This window comes from Pseudomonas sp. ZS1P83 (assembly GCF_054897825.1).
This window is the reverse complement of record NZ_CM142706.1, coordinates 3,691,084-3,707,302: the sequence shown is the minus strand read 5'-3', so window position 1 is coordinate 3,707,302 and position 16,219 is coordinate 3,691,084. Positions and strand designations below refer to the sequence as shown.

The 16,219-nt window shown below is 59.6% G+C and carries 15 protein-coding genes; 5 read left to right on the top strand and 10 right to left on the bottom strand.

The window, feature by feature from the left end:
* Positions 1-212: 212 nt before the first annotated feature.
* Positions 213-683: a hypothetical protein gene (locus ACYZT0_RS17660; protein WP_462042321.1), complete on the bottom strand. Its 471-nt coding sequence runs from the start codon at positions 681-683 to the stop codon at positions 213-215.
* Positions 684-1,145: 462 nt separating this feature from the next.
* Between ACYZT0_RS17660 and ACYZT0_RS17655 the strand changes: the two genes are divergently transcribed.
* Positions 1,146-2,081 carry a chemotaxis protein CheV gene (locus tag ACYZT0_RS17655; RefSeq protein WP_462035859.1) on the top strand — a complete coding sequence of 312 codons (936 nt, stop codon included), beginning with the start codon at positions 1,146-1,148 and terminating at the stop codon, positions 2,079-2,081.
* Positions 2,082-2,172: 91 nt separating this feature from the next.
* Positions 2,173-2,979, top strand: coding sequence for an MOSC domain-containing protein (locus ACYZT0_RS17650; RefSeq protein WP_462042320.1), 807 nt, complete (start codon positions 2,173-2,175; stop codon positions 2,977-2,979).
* A 73-nt stretch (positions 2,980-3,052) separates the two neighbouring features.
* On the opposite strand, the gene ppnP is transcribed toward ACYZT0_RS17650, so the two are convergent.
* The 8 genes from ppnP to ACYZT0_RS17610 all read right to left on the bottom strand — a co-directional run bounded on the left by ppnP (position 3,053) and on the right by ACYZT0_RS17610 (position 12,504).
* Positions 3,053-3,337, bottom strand: coding sequence for a pyrimidine/purine nucleoside phosphorylase (ppnP, locus tag ACYZT0_RS17645; RefSeq protein WP_010461229.1), 285 nt, complete (start codon positions 3,335-3,337; stop codon positions 3,053-3,055).
* A gap of 69 nt (positions 3,338-3,406) precedes the next feature.
* A complete protein-coding gene (locus tag ACYZT0_RS17640; RefSeq protein ID WP_462042319.1) occupies positions 3,407-3,949 on the bottom strand; it encodes a 3'-5' exonuclease in 543 nt (180 codons plus the stop codon).
* A 71-nt stretch (positions 3,950-4,020) separates the two neighbouring features.
* Positions 4,021-5,982, bottom strand: coding sequence for an acetyl/propionyl/methylcrotonyl-CoA carboxylase subunit alpha (locus ACYZT0_RS17635; RefSeq protein ID WP_462042318.1), 1,962 nt, complete (start codon positions 5,980-5,982; stop codon positions 4,021-4,023).
* Between the two features lie 111 nt (positions 5,983-6,093).
* Positions 6,094-6,891, bottom strand: a complete 798-nt coding sequence (locus ACYZT0_RS17630; protein WP_462042317.1) for an enoyl-CoA hydratase/isomerase family protein — start codon at positions 6,889-6,891, stop codon at positions 6,094-6,096.
* Positions 6,888-8,045 (bottom strand): citronellyl-CoA dehydrogenase, encoded by a 1,158-nt coding sequence (atuD, locus tag ACYZT0_RS17625; protein ID WP_462042316.1) that lies wholly within the window; start codon positions 8,043-8,045, stop codon positions 6,888-6,890. Before atuD ends, ACYZT0_RS17630 begins: the two co-directional genes overlap by 4 nt.
* 139 nt (positions 8,046-8,184) lie before the next feature.
* The gene (gene atuC / locus ACYZT0_RS17620; protein WP_462042315.1) at positions 8,185-9,801 is read right to left on the bottom strand and encodes a geranyl-CoA carboxylase subunit beta; all 1,617 of its coding nucleotides are present in this window, start codon (positions 9,799-9,801) and stop codon (positions 8,185-8,187) included.
* A gap of 3 nt (positions 9,802-9,804) precedes the next feature.
* The gene (locus ACYZT0_RS17615) at positions 9,805-10,689 is read right to left on the bottom strand and encodes an SDR family oxidoreductase (RefSeq protein ID WP_462042314.1); all 885 of its coding nucleotides are present in this window, start codon (positions 10,687-10,689) and stop codon (positions 9,805-9,807) included.
* 12 nt (positions 10,690-10,701) lie between these two features.
* Positions 10,702-12,504, bottom strand: coding sequence for an acyclic terpene utilization AtuA family protein (locus ACYZT0_RS17610; protein WP_462042313.1), 1,803 nt, complete (start codon positions 12,502-12,504; stop codon positions 10,702-10,704).
* Between the two features lie 178 nt (positions 12,505-12,682).
* Between ACYZT0_RS17610 and ACYZT0_RS17605 the strand changes: the two genes are divergently transcribed.
* The 3 genes from ACYZT0_RS17605 to ACYZT0_RS17595 all read left to right on the top strand — a co-directional run bounded on the left by ACYZT0_RS17605 (position 12,683) and on the right by ACYZT0_RS17595 (position 15,328).
* On the top strand, positions 12,683-13,309 hold the full coding sequence (locus ACYZT0_RS17605) for a TetR/AcrR family transcriptional regulator (protein WP_462042312.1): 627 nt from the start codon (positions 12,683-12,685) through the stop codon (positions 13,307-13,309).
* A 59-nt stretch (positions 13,310-13,368) separates the two neighbouring features.
* Entirely contained in the window at positions 13,369-14,214 is an 846-nt protein-coding gene (locus ACYZT0_RS17600; protein ID WP_462042311.1) for a substrate-binding periplasmic protein, read from the top strand.
* A 100-nt stretch (positions 14,215-14,314) separates the two neighbouring features.
* A complete protein-coding gene (locus ACYZT0_RS17595; RefSeq protein WP_462042310.1) occupies positions 14,315-15,328 on the top strand; it encodes a GNAT family N-acetyltransferase in 1,014 nt (337 codons plus the stop codon).
* A gap of 82 nt (positions 15,329-15,410) precedes the next feature.
* Here ACYZT0_RS17595 and ACYZT0_RS17590 read toward each other — a convergent pair whose 3' ends face one another.
* Positions 15,411-15,959 carry an RNA polymerase factor sigma-70 gene (locus ACYZT0_RS17590; RefSeq protein WP_282380058.1) on the bottom strand — a complete coding sequence of 183 codons (549 nt, stop codon included), beginning with the start codon at positions 15,957-15,959 and terminating at the stop codon, positions 15,411-15,413.
* Positions 15,960-16,219 lie beyond the last annotated feature (260 nt).

The window sequence follows — 16,219 nt, the reverse complement described above, 5'->3', positions numbered from 1 at the left end:
TGGTCGCGTTTGGTATTAGGTCTGCAGGGTCGGGAAATTAGAGGTTATGGACTGCAGTTCCATAATGGAAAAAGTTGGGTGGCAGGCATTTTTATTGGTTTCGAGTTGTCGTTAACAGGTAGGGGATGTTCAATTGCGACATGACTTCGCTAAAGTTAGAGAGGCGGTCACCGCAATAAAAAATCGGAGCGCGGCATAGTGCTCCGATACATTCAGGCTTGTCGCCCTGAAAAGGAAACGAGTGCGAACGGTTTGGAATGAGCGGGTGGATGAAACTGACTGTGTCCGACCTGAAAGGCGAAGGCTTCGATCAGAGAGGTCTGTTCACTGTCATCGAGGCTGAGTTGGCCGGTGTTCTGATCGATAAGCTCGAGTTGCCAGGCGATTAACGTCAGGCAGTCTTTCAGCGCACCCAAGGCCTGCTCGTGCAAGTCCATGTGATTCTGGGCGTGGCTCAGCAAACCATGAATGTGCAACGAAAACTCCGAAACGGCTGCCAGAGCGAGGGCATCAGCCTTTTTGGCCAGTTTGAGCAGGGTGCTAAGCATACAGTCGATGGCGTCCATGTCATTGCTGATCAGTTGCAAATGACTCAGGCATTCCTCGGTTTTGGCCAGGAGCGTCTCAGCTTCGACGAGAAACTCCGCGTGCTGCTGAGCCCATTCTTTACGATCGTTCGGCATGCTTATCTCCACAACGTCATGTCAAATGAGGGAATGTCGTGTGCGTCGACGAGGACGGTCGGAGTAGCGGCATTGCCGTGCCATCGTGAGATCGCGCTCCGGCCTGTCTGGCTGCAGGCTGGGGAACTCGATAGAGGGGATGGCCACTGACCTGCGATCGCACACAAAAGCCTGACTCCGTTCATGCAATGAGAATGGCGTCACATTAATGGCTATTGGATATTGCGAATATCAGGTTGGGCCTGATTGCTACTAGGGGAATCCCTTACACAGAGGAACCACCCGAACGAAACGAGGTCTCGCGGGAGGGGATGAGGCAGATGAAATCACTTGGCCAGTAAAGCATGATGTTAATGTGACATCAATGTTCGATCGTGGCATTTTACAGGGGGGTCAAGGTCCGGCATAAACAGCCGATAACCCCCTTTAGTGAATTCATCAGAACAAGCCCAGGAGTCATTGATGGCCGGCATTCTCGACACGGTAGACCAACGCACGCAACTGGTGGGTGAGAATCGCCTGGAAATTCTCATGTTCCGGCTGGCTGGCCGGCAATTGTTCGCGATCAACGTTTTCAAAGTGCAGGAAGTACTGCAGCTGCCGAAGCTGACCCTGATGCCCCAGCGTCATCCGTTTGTCTGCGGTGTGGTTAATCTGCGTGGCCAGACCCTGCCGGTGATCGACTTGTCCCAGGCCATTGGCATGCGTCCGCTGGTGCCAAGCCCGACCAGTACAATCATCGTCACCGAGTACAACCGTTCGGTGCAGGCGTTCCTGGTCGGTGGTGTGGACCGTATCGTCAACATGAACTGGGAAGCCATTCTGCCGCCGCCGGCCAGCGCCGGTCGTCAACATTACTTGACCGCTATCAGCAAGGTCGACGACCAGTTGGTGGAAATCATCGACGTCGAAAAAGTCCTGGCGGAAATTGTCCCGTACAACGCCAAGGTATCGCGCGACAAACTCGACGATCCGGTTCTGGAACGTGCCCGTGGCCGTGAAGTGCTGCTGGTGGACGACTCTAACGTGGCGCTGTCGCAATTGCGTGACACCCTGGGTCAGCTGGGTGTGAAGATGCACATTGCCAGCGATGGCTTGAAGGCACTGAACATGCTCAAGGCCTGGGCCGATACCGGTGTAAACATGACCGACAAACTGCTGATGATCTTCACCGACGCGGAAATGCCGGAAATGGACGGCTATCGCCTGACGACGGAAATCCGCAACGACCCGCGTCTGCGTGGTCTTTACGTGGTGCTGCATACCTCGTTGTCCGGCAGCTTCAACGACTCGATGGTCAAGAAAGTCGGCTGCGACAACTTCCTCTCCAAATTCCAGCCGGACAAACTCGTCGATGTGGTGCGCGAGCGCCTGATGCTCGACGAAGTGCCTGCCTGACACCCCACGCAGAGGCTGGCCTGAAGTCAGCCTTTGATTCGGCGATCAAGCTCGTATAGGGTGGCGTTTTTTGCCCACCAGGGAGCTGGCCATGTTGCGTCTGAGCGCGCTTTATCGTTATCCATTGAAATCCGGCAAGAGTGAGATCCTGCAGCAGGTCAGCCTCGACAAGCTGGGCCTGGACGGTGATCGACGCTGGATGCTGGTGGACGAGGCCAGCGGCCGCTTCCTGACCCAGCGTGTTGTGCCGCAGATGAGTCAGTTGTCGGCGTTGTGGAATGCCCAAGGTGGTTTGACCCTCAGTGCTCCGGGGCGCTCAGCGATCGATATTACCTTGCCGGCCAGCGACGCTGAACTGCGCGGCGTGACGATCTTTAGAGACAGTCTGCGAGTGCCCGATGCCGGTGATGAGGCCGGTGCCTGGGTCAGTGAGTTCATTGGAAAGCCGACGCGACTGGTGCAAATTCCTCTGGATCGCGCGCGCACCACTCAAGCGGGCTATGGTAGAGACGACGATCAAGTCGCTTTCGCCGATGGCTTTCCGCTGTTGCTGATCGGACAGGCATCCTTGGAAGACTTGTCGCAAAAGGTTGGGCGTCCGCTGGAAATGCTGCGCTTTCGGCCCAATCTGGTGATCGAGGGCAGCGAGGCATATGCCGAGGATGGCTGGAAGCGTATCCGCATCGGCGATGTCGAGTTCCGCGTGGTCAAGTCGTGTTCGCGCTGCATCCTGACCACCATCGACCCGCAAACCGGTGAGCGCAGCGAAGATCGCGAACCCTTGGCGACCCTGCAGAAATACCGCGCTCAGGAAGACGGCGCGATGTTCGGCCAGAACCTGGTCAACGACAGTAATGGCCAACTCGAAGTTGGCATGCCGGTGACGATTCTGGAATAGGCAAACTGAATAAAAAATGCCTGTGTCCAAAAAAGACACGGGCATTTTTTTGTCGCTGTGAAAACCCGGGGGTTTAGCCGCGGTATTCGCACAGGTAAGCGGTGTCGACGGCCACTTTCAGCTGGAACTTGCTGTTGGCAGGTACGTTGAACTGGCTGCCGGCGGCGAAGGTTTCCCAGTCGGTGCTGTCCGGCAGTTTGACGGTCAGGGCGCCGGTCACCACGTGCATGATTTCACGCTGGCTGGTGCCGAATTCGTATTCGCCCGGTGCCATGACGCCGATGGTCGCAGGACCTTCAGCGGTGCCAAAGGCGATCGACTTGACGGTGCCGTCGAAGTACTCGTTGACTTTAAACATGGGCGATTCCTCGAAAAGGGCTAAAAAGGGCTGGCCAGTATGCACAAGGCCCTTGGCGCCGTCACCTCTCTAGAGGGGGAGAACCAGTGGTAACAGACGCGCTGTATTGCGCGCGTCTTCCAGCGCCCGGTGTTGCTGCCCGGTGAACTGCATGCCCGCTAGCTGCAGCGCGCCGTTGAGCCCCAGCGGGCGTTCCAGCCGGCGAGCCTTGGCAAAGCGCTGCTTGAGGTTCATGTGTGGCACCCGGCTCAGGGCGCTGTCGAGTTGCAGTTTTTGCCATTCCTGAAGCAGCTGTTTGCGGTCGTAGTCGCCCCAACTGGCCCAGCCTTCCAGGCGCGAGTGATGGTGGCCGAGCCAGCGTTCGAACAACGCCCAGACCTCGCTCAGCGACTCGGCGTCATCGATGTTGGCCTGGGTGATGTGGGTCAGTTCCCGACAAAACGGCGTCAGCAAAGGCCGACGCGTCGGGCGCACGAAGCGCTGAAAGCTATCCAGTTCTCGACCTTTTCGGTCCACCAGGGTGGCGCCGATTTCGATGATTTCCATTTCAGTTACTGGCCAACCACCCTTGTCGGTGGTGGCTTCGAGATCAATGACCAGCCAATGAGGCATCGCAGGGTTCCTGGTATCCGCGTCCTGATAGGGCTTGAGCGTAGCCAAACCCGGCGGATCCGCCTAGCGGCTTATTCGACCTCCAACAAAATCTGACGATTTTTTACCTGATCACCGACCCTGACCTGCAAGCGTTTGAGCACGCCGTCGATGCCCGACTTGAGCGGATGCTCCATTTTCATGGCCTCCAGCACGACCAACAACTGGCCTTTAATGACCGGACTGCCCTCAGTGACCAGCACGTCGACGATCGCCCCGTCCATCGGAGCCTTGAGGGTGCCGGTGCTGACGCTGACCTGGTTGCTGACCAAGGCCTGGGTCCGATCCACCAGCCGAAAACTGCCGGGCCGGGTGCACAGCCAGATTTGTCCGGCTTCAAGACGGTAGGCATGGCGTCGCCGGATACCGTTGATTTCCAGCCTGACCCAGCGTCCATCGCACTGGATGATCGTTAATTCAACGTTTTGCTCCGCGACTTGAATCCGATACGGTTCCCCCGGCTCAGCGTTCAATTCCACTGACCAATCCTGATCATCAAGGCCGATTCGATAGTGCAACGGCACGCTGGCGTTGTTGCGCCAACCGGCCAGTGGCGCGGGATGAACCTGCGCCGAGGCCTGATAGAACAACGCTGCGGCGATTGCCAGTTCTACGGCGCCGGGTGCACGGGGATGCAGACAGGCATGGTCGGCAAAATACGTCGGGATGAACCCGGTGCTGAACTCGCCACTGATGAACTGCGGGTGTTCGAGCAGGCTGGCGAGCAAGCGCTGATTGCTTTGCACGCCGAGCAGCACGCTGTCCTGTACCGCCCGCAGCAACTTGCGCCGGGCTTCTTCGCGGGTGGCACCGTGGGCAATGATCTTGCCCAGCATCGGGTCATAGAACGGGCTGACGTTCTGGCCTTCGATCAAACCATGGTCGATTCGTACATCGCCCTGCAGCGCTGGCTCCCACGCGGTGACGCGACCGGTTTGTGGCAGAAAACCGTGCGCCGGATCTTCGGCGTACAAACGGACTTCCATGGCATGCCCGTTGAGTTGTACGTGTTCCTGACGCAGCGGCAGCGGCAGTCCTTCGGCGATGCGTAACTGCCAGGCCACCAGATCGAGGCCGGTGACTAATTCAGTCACCGGGTGTTCCACCTGGAGTCGGGTGTTCATCTCCAGAAAGTAAAACTGCCCGCGCGCATCCAACAGAAACTCGACGGTGCCTGCGCCGACGTAATTCACCGCGCGACCGGCCTTCAGCGCCGCTTCACCCATGGCCTGACGCAACGGGGCGGTCATCACCGGGCAGGGGGCTTCCTCGATGACTTTCTGGTGGCGGCGCTGGATCGAACAATCGCGCTCGCCAAGGTAGATCAGGTTGCCGTGCTGGTCGCCGAACAGTTGAACTTCAACGTGGCGCGGATCAACCAACGCCTGCTCAAGGATCAGCTCGTCACTGCCAAACCCGTGCAGGGCTTCGGAGCGGGCGGTGCGCAGCTGCTCCAGCAAATCCTTGGCCTCGTGCACCAGGCGCAGGCCACGTCCGCCACCGCCGGCACTGGCCTTGATCATCAGCGGATAGCCAATCATTTCGGCTTCGCGGCTGAAGGTGGCGTCGTCCTGATCGGCGCCCTGATAGCCTTTGATGCACGGCACACCGGCGTCGATCATGGCGAGCTTCGACAGTCGCTTGCTGCCCATCAGTTCGATGGCTTCGGGGCTGGGGCCGATGAAGGTGATGCCGGCATCCTGGCAGGCGCGGGCGAATCCGGCGTTTTCCGAGAGGAAGCCGTAGCCGGGATGGATCGCGTCGGCACCGGTGCGCCGGGCAGCGTCGAGCGTTGCCGGGATGCTCAGATAGGACTGCTGCGCCGGGGCCGGGCCGATGTTCACCGCTTCGTCGGCCATCTGCACATGCAGGGCATCGGCATCGGCATCGCTGAACACCGCGACCGTGCGATAGCCCAGAGCCTGGGCGGTGCGCTGGAGGCGGCAGGCGATTTCACCGCGGTTGGCGATCAGGATTTTGCTGAATCCGGGCATGGGGTTTTCCCTTTTGTTTTGCGGTGAATGTCAGGGCCTCTTCGCGGGCAAGCCTCGTTCCTACAGGTTTGCGCAAAGCTCTGTAGGAGCGAGGCTTGCCCGCGAAGCTTTTTAGGACGCCCACCCCGGTTTGCGTTTTTGCACGAAGGCCATGGTCCCCTCGACGCCTTCAGCCCCGGTCACCGCTTCGCTGAACCACTCGGCCGCTTCATCCAGCAATGCATTCGACGGCTGCCCGGCACTCGCCAGCAACAGCTTTTTGGTCGTCGCATTCGCCTCCGGCGCGCAGCACAACACATGGGCCAAAATTTCATCGAGACGCTCGGCCAACGCTTGCGCGTCATGCTCGACAAAATGCACCAACCCCATGCGCCGCGCCTGTGTGCCGTCGAAACGTGCCGCAGTCAGTGCCAGTCGGCGAGCCTGAGTCAGGCCGATGCGCTGGACCACGAACGGCGCGATCTGCGCTGGCAGCAGACCGAGACTGGTTTCCGGCAGACCGAATTGCGCCTGGTGATCGGCCAAGGCGACGTCGCTGACGCAGGCCAGACCAAAACCACCGCCGAGCACCGCGCCTTGCAGTACCGTGATCACCACTTGCGGCGCGTGTTGCACCGCTTGCAGCAGCGCACCGAACGCTCGATTCAAGTCGCGATAGGCGCTCGGCCCTTGAGCGCGTGCATTGGCCATGTCCTTGATGTCGCCACCAGCGCAGAAATGCCCGCCGGCACCGCCGATCACCAGCGCGCGAATGGCTCGGTCGTCACGCACTGCTGCCAGCACCGCACGCAGTTCAGCGACCATCTCCAAGCTCATGGCGTTGCGGCTTTGCGGGCGATTGAGGGTGATGTGCAGGACACCGTTATGCGGTTCCAGCAGCAACGTCTGACAAACCGGCAGGGTGCTCATTTCTTTTTCCCCGGCAGGATGCCCATGAGTTTGCAGATGATCCCCAGCATGATTTCGTCGGCACCGCCGCCGATCGACACCAGCCGCACATCGCGGTACGCGCGGGCCACCGGGTTGTCCCACATAAAGCCCATGCCGCCCCAATATTGCAGGCAGCTGTCGCTGACTTCGCGGCCCAGCCGTCCTGCCTTGAGTTTGGCCATGGACGCCAGGCGGGTGACGTCCTGGCCTTTGATGTATTGCTCGGTGGCCTGATAGACCAGCGCCCTCAGGCATTCGATTTCGGTTTGCAGTTCAGCCAGTCGGAAGTGGATGACCTGGTTATCGATCAGCGCATTGCCGAAGGTTTTGCGCTCCTTGCAGTACTCGATGGTGCTGTCGATGCAGTACTCCAGGCCCTTGATCATGTTTGCCGCGCCGAACAGCCGTTCCTCCTGGAACTGCAGCATCTGCATCATGAAGCCCGCGCCTTCATGGCCGATGCGGTTGCGTTGCGGCACCCGCACGTTGTCGAAAAATACCTGAGCGGTTTCCGAGCTGCGCATGCCGAGCTTGTCCAGGTGCGAGCTGAGACTGATGCCCGGCGTGTTCATCGGCACCATGATCAGCGACTTGTTGATGTGCGGTTTGTCGTCCGAGGTGTTGGCCAGCAGGCAGATGAAATCCGCGCTCGGCGAGTTGGTGATCCACATCTTGCTGCCGTTGATCACGTAGTCGTCGCCGTCCTTGCGGGCGGTGGTTTTTAAACCGGCCACGTCGGAACCGGCGCCCACTTCGGAAACACCGATGCAGCCGACCTGCTCGCCAGTGATGGCCGGGCGGAGAAACTCTTCGCGCAGTTCATCGGAGCCAAAACGCGCCAGCGCCGGGGTGCACATGTCGGTCTGCACGCCGATGGACATCGGAATCCCGCCGCAATGAATGGTGCCGAACGCTTCGGCAGCGACGATTGAGTAGCTGTAGTCCAGCCCCATGCCACCGAACTTTTCCGGTTTGGAAATTCCCAGCAGACCGAGGTCGCCGGCCTTGCGAAAGATCTCGTGGATCGGAAAGCGTCCAGCCTTTTCCCATTCCTCGACGTGAGGATTGATCTCGTGATCGACGAATTGGCGGACGGTGCGGCGCAGTGCTTCGTGTTCCTGGGTGAAGATCATTTTTATTGTTCTCCTGAGATCCATGATCGTTCCCACGCTCTGCGTGGTAACGCCTCTAGGGACGCTCTGCGTCCGCTTCTGAGACGCGGAGCGTCCCGGGCTGCATTCCCACGCGGAGCGTGGGAACGATCAAAACGCCCTAGAAGCGGGCGACACCAAAACTGTTGGATTGCAGCGGCCGCACGTCGGCTTCATGACAGATATCCAGCAAGTACCCGAGCAAGGTCCGGGTAACGCGAGGGTCGATCAACCCGTCATCCCACAGACTGGCGCTGCCATACAGCGCGGTGGACTGGCTGTCGAGTTTCTGCGCGGTAACCTGTTCCAGCAGGTCGAGCATTTTCGGGTCGGGCACCAGGCCGTCCTTGGCCTGTTTGGCTTCGGTGACGATCCGCAGCACTTTGCCGGCCTGGGCGCCGCCCATCACCGCCGTGCGGCTGTTGGGCCAGGCGAAAATGAAGCGCGGGTCGAGGCCGCGGCCACACATCGCATAGTTGCCGGCGCCGTAGGAGCCGCCGACGACGATGGTCAGTTTAGGCACCCGGGCGTTGGCCACCGCTTGAATCATCTTTGCGCCGTGTTTGATCACGCCTTGCTGCTCCGACTCGGTACCGACCATGAACCCGGTGGTGTTGTGGAAAAACAGCAGCGGCGTCTGGCTCTGGTCGCAGAGCTGAATGAACTGCGCAGCCTTGCTCGCCCCCTTGGGGGTGATCGGCCCGTTGTTGCCGATGAACCCGCAGGCGCGGCCTTGAATCTGCAAGTGGCCGCAGACCGTTTGCTGATCGAACTCGCCCTTGAATTCGAGAAAGTTCGAGCCGTCGGCAATCCGCGCGATGATCTCGCGCACGTCGTAAGGTTTTTTCGTGTCGTCAGGAATCAGTCCGAGCACTTCGTCGATGGGGTAGAGCGGTTCTTCCCAGTGCCGCGCAGGCGCTAAAGGTAACCGGGCATTCCACGGCAACAGGCTGACAATTTCGCGCACCTGCCGCACGCCATCGGCATCGTTCTCGGCCAGGTATTCAGCGGTGCCGGCGATTTGCGCGTGCATCTCGGCGCCGCCCAGAGCTTCATCGGTGGCGACTTCGCCGGTGGCAGCCTTGAGCAGCGGCGGGCCGGCAAGAAACAGCTTGGCCTTGCCACGCACCACCACTACGTAATCCGAGAGCCCCGGCTGATAAGCGCCGCCGGCCGTGGCCGAACCATGAACCACCGTGATTTGTGGCAACCCCATGGCTGACATCCGCGCCTGATTGGCAAAGCTGCGGGCACCTTCGACGAAAATCTCCGCCGCGTAATTGAGGTTCGCGCCGCCGCTTTCGGCCAGGGTAATGACCGGCAGTTTGTTCTCCATGGCGATCTGTTGCAGACGCAGGGATTTTTTCAAACCGCTGGGGGAAATGGTCCCGCCCTTGATTGCACTGTTGTTCGCCACCACCAGAACCCGAACGCCGGACACGTAACCGATCCCTGCGATCAATCCGCCGCCGGCCGAACTGCCGTCGTTGTCGTCATGCAGTTTATAGCCAGCCAGGCTGGCCAGTTCGAGGAAGGGTGCGCCAGGGTCCATCAGCAGATTGAGGCGTTCGCGGGGCAACAATTGGCCGCGTTTGTCGAACCTGGGTTTGGCTTCGGCAGCCTTGTTCAGCAGGTTCTGTTCGAGCTGGCGGACGTGCTCGATGCCGACCAGCATTGCCGCTCGATTGAGCGCGAACTGCTCGCTGAACGGGTCAACTTGCGACTGAATCACCGGCATGACTTATTCCTTGTCCTTGAGCACGTCGGGTCTGAGCACGTCTGGTAAGTACGCGCGGTGGAAACCGTTATACGACGTACTGATCTGCGCCTTGTGTATCGGCCAGGCGCGCCCGCCCAGGCTGGCGGCGCCGTCGATGCGCAAGGTGCTGCCGCTGACAAATGCCGCTGCCGGGCTGAGCAGGAAAACGATCGCCGCGCTGACCTCCGATTCGGTGCCGATGCGTTTGAGCGGCACGTGCTCGCTCAACGTCGGGATCACCGCTTTGAATGCGCCTTCGTAGGTGTCCATGCCGCTGGACGCGATCCAGCCAGGCGCCACGGCATTGACCCGGACCCCGGCGTAACCCCATTCGAACGCGGCGGTCTTGGTGAGGTTGTCCATGCCCGAACGCGCTGCACCCGAGTGGCCCATGCCGGGCATACCGCCCCACATGTCGGCAAGCATATTGACGATGGCGCCGCCGTGCGTGCTCATGGACTGGTTGAACACTTCCCGGGCCATCAGGAAGCCGCCCATCAGGTTGGTGCGCAACACTGTTTCGAAACCTTTTTGATTGATCGACGCCAACGGCGCCGGGTACTGCCCGCCGGCATTGTTGACCAGACCGTGAATCGGTCCGTGCTTGCGGATCAACTCGCTGACCACATGCTTGACCGCTTCTTCCTCACGAATATCGCAGGCCATCCAATCCGCCTTGCCGCCATCTTCGGCAATCTCGGCGGCGACGTTTTTCAGCTTGTCGACCTTGCGTCCGAGCAGCAGCACATGGGCGCCGAGGGCCGCCAGTTCGTGAGCGGTGCAACGGCCGATGCCGCTGCCGCCCCCGGTGACGATGATGGTTTGGCCTGCAAACAAATCGGCTTTGAAAATCGAATCGTAAGCCATGGCGACAGTCCTCTAATTGACTTGGTCCGCGATGCGTTTAGGCACCGGTATCTGGATTTCCAGCAGTTGCTGGGCGAAGGCTTTACCTTGCGGATCGATCCGCAGGCTGGCCACGCCACCGCCTCCAAGGGCGTTTTCCAGCAAAAAATTAAGGCTGTGGGTGCCCGGCAGATACCAGCGTTCGACGCGGCCGTGGATCGGGTCGAGGACATGACTCATCCAGTCGACGATCACTTCTGGCGTCAAGGCTTCGGCAATCCACGGCAGGTACTCCGGCTCGCGGGCCATGACGCCGATGTTGCTGTGGTTGCCCTTGTCACCGGAGCGTGCCACGGCGAGTTTGACCAGGGGCACGCTGGCATCGGCCCGGTCTGAGGGTTTGGGGGGAGCGCACGCCACGGGCAGGTCGGCGGTGTCGAGTACATCAACGGCGGGCAGGGCGCATGGGTGGCGCTGGCCCCTGAGATCAATTTCCAGCGTGCAGGCGGTTTTGTCGATAAGGAACGAGAACAGCCGGATCAGCGGATACACCGTCGGCCGTCCACCGACAATCCCGGTCAGTCCCGGCGCCATGCCGGTGGCGGCCTGGGCGATTTCCCGGGAGAACACAATCAATGCCTGTTTACCCGGATGACGCACCGCGAGTTTGATCACCACTTCGCGGCTGTCATGGCGCTGACCGTGGGGGCCGTAAGTGGCTTCGCTGCCGAGCAGTTCGATGTTCACTTCGCTGTAGGGTGGCCAGCCACGCTGGCTGAAGATTTCCGACGTCTTGTTGATGATGGCTTCGCTGACTCGACGCGCCTTGTCGACCGCATCGATCCCCGCGATCAGGCAACTGGCGGTGCAGCGGAAACCGTCCGGGTAAGTCGCGCTGACCTTGTACTGATCGGTCGGCGGCAAGCCTTTTGCACCGTGCACTTGCACCGCATTTTTACCTTGTTGGACGAGTTTGACTTCAGTGAAATCGCAGACCACGTCTGGCAGCAGATAGGCCTGCGGGTTGCCTATTTCATACAGCATCTGCTCGCCGACCGTCAGCGGTGTGACCAGTCCGCCGGAGCCTTCGGGTTTGCTGACGATGAACTGGCTGTCGGCGCTGACTTCGACGATGGGGAAGCCGATGTGTTCGTAGTCGGGCACCTCGCGCCAATCGGTGAAGTTGCCGCCGGTGCACTGGGCGCCACATTCGATGATGTGGCCGGCCAATGCGGCCTGGGCGAGTTTGTCGTAATCGTGCCACGACCAATCGAATTCATGCACCAATGCAGCGCTGACCACCGCGCTGTCGACCACGCGCCCGGTGATCACAATGTCGGCGCCCAGGCGCAGGGCTTCGACAATGCCCGGTGCGCCGAGGTAGGCGTTGGTCGAGACGCACATCGGCGGCAGGGGCGTGCCGCTGAACATTTCATGGATACCGTTGCTGCTCAGCTGTTTGAGCTGCGGCTGCAGGTCATCGCCCAGCAGCACGGCGATTTTCAACGCCACCCCGGCCTTGTCACAGGCAGCGGTCAGGGCGGCGGCGCAGGCCTGTGGATTGACTCCACCGGCATTACTGATGACGCGGATTTTCTGTTCGGCGAGTTGACCCAATAGCGGGCTGAGGACTTCGATGAAGTCGCTGGCGTAACCAGCCTGAGGATCTTTCATCCGCGCGCCGGCCATGATCGACATCGTAATCTCGGCCAGATAATCGAAGACCAGATAGTCCAGGCGCCCACCTTCCACCAGTTGCGCGGCAGCGGTCGAGGTGTCGCCCCAGAAGGCGCTGGCGCACCCGATGCGAATTGTTTTAGGCCCAGTCAACGCCATAGTCACCTCCGACAGAAGTGCATCGAGACTACCAAGCAAGCGCTTGGTTTGTAAACGGCTTAACTATCTTCTTCCCGAGCGCTTGCTTGGGCGCCCCGGCCAGCTTAAATTGCCCGCGCAACCCCGCTGTTTTCGCGGTGATTAGCGTATCTGATTGATCGACTGTAGGAGAGAACGGGTGGACGAGCAAAAAGCCCTGAGGGTGATGCGCGAATTGGTCGACAACGGCCAATTGACCGACCCTGACAGCGCCCGCGGCAAATTGCTGCAAGTGGCGGCTCACCTGTTCCGCAACAAAGGTTTTGAACGCACCACCGTGCGCGATCTGGCCGGCGCCGTGGGCATTCAGTCAGGCAGTATTTTTCATCACTTCAAAAGCAAGGATGAGATCCTGCGGGCGGTGATGGAGGAAACCATTCGCTACAACACCGCGTTAATGCGTGCAGCCCTGGCAGACGCCGGCAGTGTGCGCGAGCGAGTGCTGGCGCTGATCCGCTGCGAATTGCAATCAATTATGGGCGGCAGCGGCGAGGCCATGGCGGTGTTGGTCTATGAATGGCGTTCGCTGTCCGAAGACGGGCAGGCGCAGGTGCTGGCGCTGCGCGACATTTACGAAGACCTCTGGCTACAGGTGCTAGGCGAGGCCAAGGACGCCGGTTTTATTCGCGGGGATGTGTTCGTCACCCGCCGCTTTCTGACGGGGGCATTGTCCTGGACCACCACCTGGTTTCGCACCGGTGGCAGCATGAGCCTTGATCAATTGGCCGATGAGGCGTTGATTCTGGTGCTGGAAGAGAAACAATAGCTTTCCAAGTCAGAAGGAAACTGGCTAAGTGGCCGAAACCGCCTAGCTTGAATGCATTGATGTGTATTTTTTGGGGAGTGGGTTGTTTGAAGTCTTCGCCAATTAGGACGGCTTCGCGGCTTTTGCTGGCGACGCTTGCGACGCTTGCGGCGTTATGCGTGATTCCGTCCCAGGCAGCACAGCTGGTGCGGGTCGGTGCCGCACATTTTCCACCTTATACCGTGCGCCCGGAAACCGGTGCGGACACCGGTTTGCTGCCGCAGCTGGTCGAGGCACTCAATGCTTCGCAGAGCGACTATCAGTTTGTGTTGGTGCCCACTTCCATACCCCGGCGTTTTGGTGACTTCAAGCAAGGCCGAGTGGATATGGCGATTTTCGAGAACCCGGACTGGGGCTGGAAGGACATCCCGCACACCAGTGTCGACATGGGTCTGGAAGACGCCGAGATTTTTGTTGCGCAACGCCAGCCCGATGGCCAGCCAGTTCGTCAGCCGGATTATTTTGCCGACCTCACCGGCAAGCGTCTGGCGCTGTTCAGCGGCTATCACTACGAATTCGCCAACTTCAATGCTGATCCAAAATTCCTCGCGCAGAACTACAACGCCACGCTGACGTATTCCCATGACAGTAACCTGCTGATGGTGCTGCGCGGGCGTGCCGACGTTGCCTTGGTGACACGCTCGTACCTGAGCGATTACCTGCTGCGCAACAAGGAAGTCGCTGAACAATTGCTGGTGTCCCAGCGTATCGATCAGGTCTATCACCACTACGCCATCCTCAGTCCGGCCGCACCGATCAGTGGCGTGGCATTCGGCAAGTTGCTGCAAGGGTTGCGGGACAATGGCGAAATGCTGAAGATTTTCGATCCCTACAAGATCGCGGTGGTGCCGGTCCCGGGTAGCTGAGATCGCGCCACAGGTCGCGTATTTGCCGACTTCTCTTAAATTTCCCGTACTGGCTCACGTCACATCGTTGAACTGTCGACGATTAACGTGAGCCCGACCCATGTCCCCTCTGAATGACCTGACTGCCCTGGCCTTGCCGACAGGAAGCTGTCTTGTAGCCGATGAAACCGAGAGCCACCTGTGCCTCAGCCTTGACGGGCAACCGCTGATCCAGCTGCGCCTGACTCGCGAGCCCGAGCTGCATGTGCAAGTCGAAGAGCGTTTCGACCACGCCGACAGTCAGGCAGTCTGGGTGGCCTGTTATTGGCTGTTTGCCCGTGACCCGGGCTGTCAGCGCTTGATCTGGCAACTCGATGTAGCCCCCGCCGAAGCATTGCTCAGCGGGTTGCTGATCCCGACCGACATCGTCGGCCAGTATCGCTGTGAGCGAACACTGTTCTGGCAATTGCCTCAGCCTTGGCTGGGTGTGTCGCTGACATCGAGTTATCCACAGCAAATGATCATCAGTGGCGGCAAGCGTCATCCGCTGCGCCCAATGAAACCGCGCGGTGAAGTCTATCGGCGTTTTGATGCGCGCCTCGCTGCCTGGATTTCCCTGCGCACGGTGGACATCGACCTGGACCTGGCGCGTTTCAATTGTTGGCAGAACAGTCCGCGAGTGGCGAGTTTCTGGCAGGAGGAGGGCAGCCTCGACCAGCATCGCGAGTACCTGAGCAAACTTGAAGCTGATCCCCACACCCTGACGCTGATCGGTTGTTTCGATGATCAGCCGTTCGCCTACTTTGAAGCCTATTGGGCCAAGGAAGATCGCATCGCGCCGTTCTATGACGCAGGCGATTACGACCGCGGTATTCACATGCTGGTGGGTGAAGAAAGTCACCGTGGCCCGCACAAGGTGGCGAGCTGGTTATCGGCGTTGACGCATTACCTGTTTCTCGACGATCCACGCATTCAGCGGGTGGTCGCCGAGCCTCGCGCCGACAACGCGAAGATGATCGGGCATATGCAGAACCAGGGTTTCCACTGCCAGAAAGAGTTCGACTTCCCGCATAAGCGCGCGGCTTTGATGGTGTTGGAGCGTGAGCGGTTTTTTGATCGGTGCAGGTTGGCGTGAGACTTAAGGCTCAAGATTCGTTGCGATCTTGAGTCCCCCATCGTGAGCAAGCTCGCGATGGGGGCGACGCAAATTTCAGATCTTAGCGGCGAGCAAAGGTATCCACACGACTACCCGACACCTTGCGGCAGTGCACCAACGCATCGCGAATCATGAAGTTCACCAGGGTCGGTGAAACGCCAAGCTCCTTGGCGATGTCCTTTTGCGGCACGCCGTGCAGGCGATACATCTCGAAGGCGTAGCGGGTGCGGCTGGGCAGTTCGGTCAGCGCATCGGCAATGTTTTCCAGCGTCGAGAAGTTGATGTGCGAGGTTTCCGGCGAAGCGCCTTGAATCACCACGTTCAGGCCTTCCTCTTCAGGGCCCGAATACTTCTGCTCCAGTGCCTGTTTGCGGTAGTGATCGATCGCCAGGTTGCGCACGATCTGGAACAGGTAACTGAGCTGAGCCTTGAACGAAGACGTGATCTGCGGCGCTGATTGCAGCCGGAAGAACGCATCCTGCACCACGTCTTCAGCACGCGACCGGCAACCGGTAATGCGGGCTGCAATCTTGACCAGAATCAGTCGATTGTCGACGAATGCCTGAAGTAGCGGTGAATCGCACCTGCCTGTGGACATTTGTTCCGTCATGGAAATCACCTTGCTGCAAATAGGTTAGTGGGACGGCAAGCGGGGCCGAGCCGTCCTACACATCGAGCGACAAATTATTCTTAATGATAATGATTGTCAAATGAGAAAGATAACTAATGCTCGGCAAAGGTGCAGAGTGAGAACTGCGACACGCTGACGCGCCCGCTTGCGGCGCCCGCTTGCGGCACCGCAGCCCCATTGGCGATCAGGCCTTCCGACTAATTATTTCAAAACGTCAACCGTTCTCATTGGTGAAGGTT

Coding starts and splice junctions, on each gene's coding strand:
- ACYZT0_RS17655 (WP_462035859.1), top strand. CDS start 1,146: ATGGCCGGCATTCTCGACACGGTAGACCAACGCACGCAACTGGTGGGT.
- atuD (WP_462042316.1), bottom strand. CDS start 8,045: ATGATCTTCACCCAGGAACACGAAGCACTGCGCCGCACCGTCCGCCAA.
- ACYZT0_RS17630 (WP_462042317.1), bottom strand. CDS start 6,891: ATGAGCACCCTGCCGGTTTGTCAGACGTTGCTGCTGGAACCGCATAAC.
- ACYZT0_RS17595 (WP_462042310.1), top strand. CDS start 14,315: ATGTCCCCTCTGAATGACCTGACTGCCCTGGCCTTGCCGACAGGAAGC.
- atuC (WP_462042315.1), bottom strand. CDS start 9,801: ATGCCGGTGATTCAGTCGCAAGTTGACCCGTTCAGCGAGCAGTTCGCG.
- ACYZT0_RS17600 (WP_462042311.1), top strand. CDS start 13,369: ATGTGTATTTTTTGGGGAGTGGGTTGTTTGAAGTCTTCGCCAATTAGG.
- ACYZT0_RS17660 (WP_462042321.1), bottom strand. CDS start 683: ATGCCGAACGATCGTAAAGAATGGGCTCAGCAGCACGCGGAGTTTCTC.
- ACYZT0_RS17615 (WP_462042314.1), bottom strand. CDS start 10,689: ATGGCTTACGATTCGATTTTCAAAGCCGATTTGTTTGCAGGCCAAACC.
- ACYZT0_RS17590 (WP_282380058.1), bottom strand. CDS start 15,959: ATGACGGAACAAATGTCCACAGGCAGGTGCGATTCACCGCTACTTCAG.
- ACYZT0_RS17610 (WP_462042313.1), bottom strand. CDS start 12,504: ATGGCGTTGACTGGGCCTAAAACAATTCGCATCGGGTGCGCCAGCGCC.
- ACYZT0_RS17640 (WP_462042319.1), bottom strand. CDS start 3,949: ATGCCTCATTGGCTGGTCATTGATCTCGAAGCCACCACCGACAAGGGT.
- ACYZT0_RS17650 (WP_462042320.1), top strand. CDS start 2,173: ATGTTGCGTCTGAGCGCGCTTTATCGTTATCCATTGAAATCCGGCAAG.
- ppnP (WP_010461229.1), bottom strand. CDS start 3,337: ATGTTTAAAGTCAACGAGTACTTCGACGGCACCGTCAAGTCGATCGCC.
- ACYZT0_RS17635 (WP_462042318.1), bottom strand. CDS start 5,982: ATGCCCGGATTCAGCAAAATCCTGATCGCCAACCGCGGTGAAATCGCC.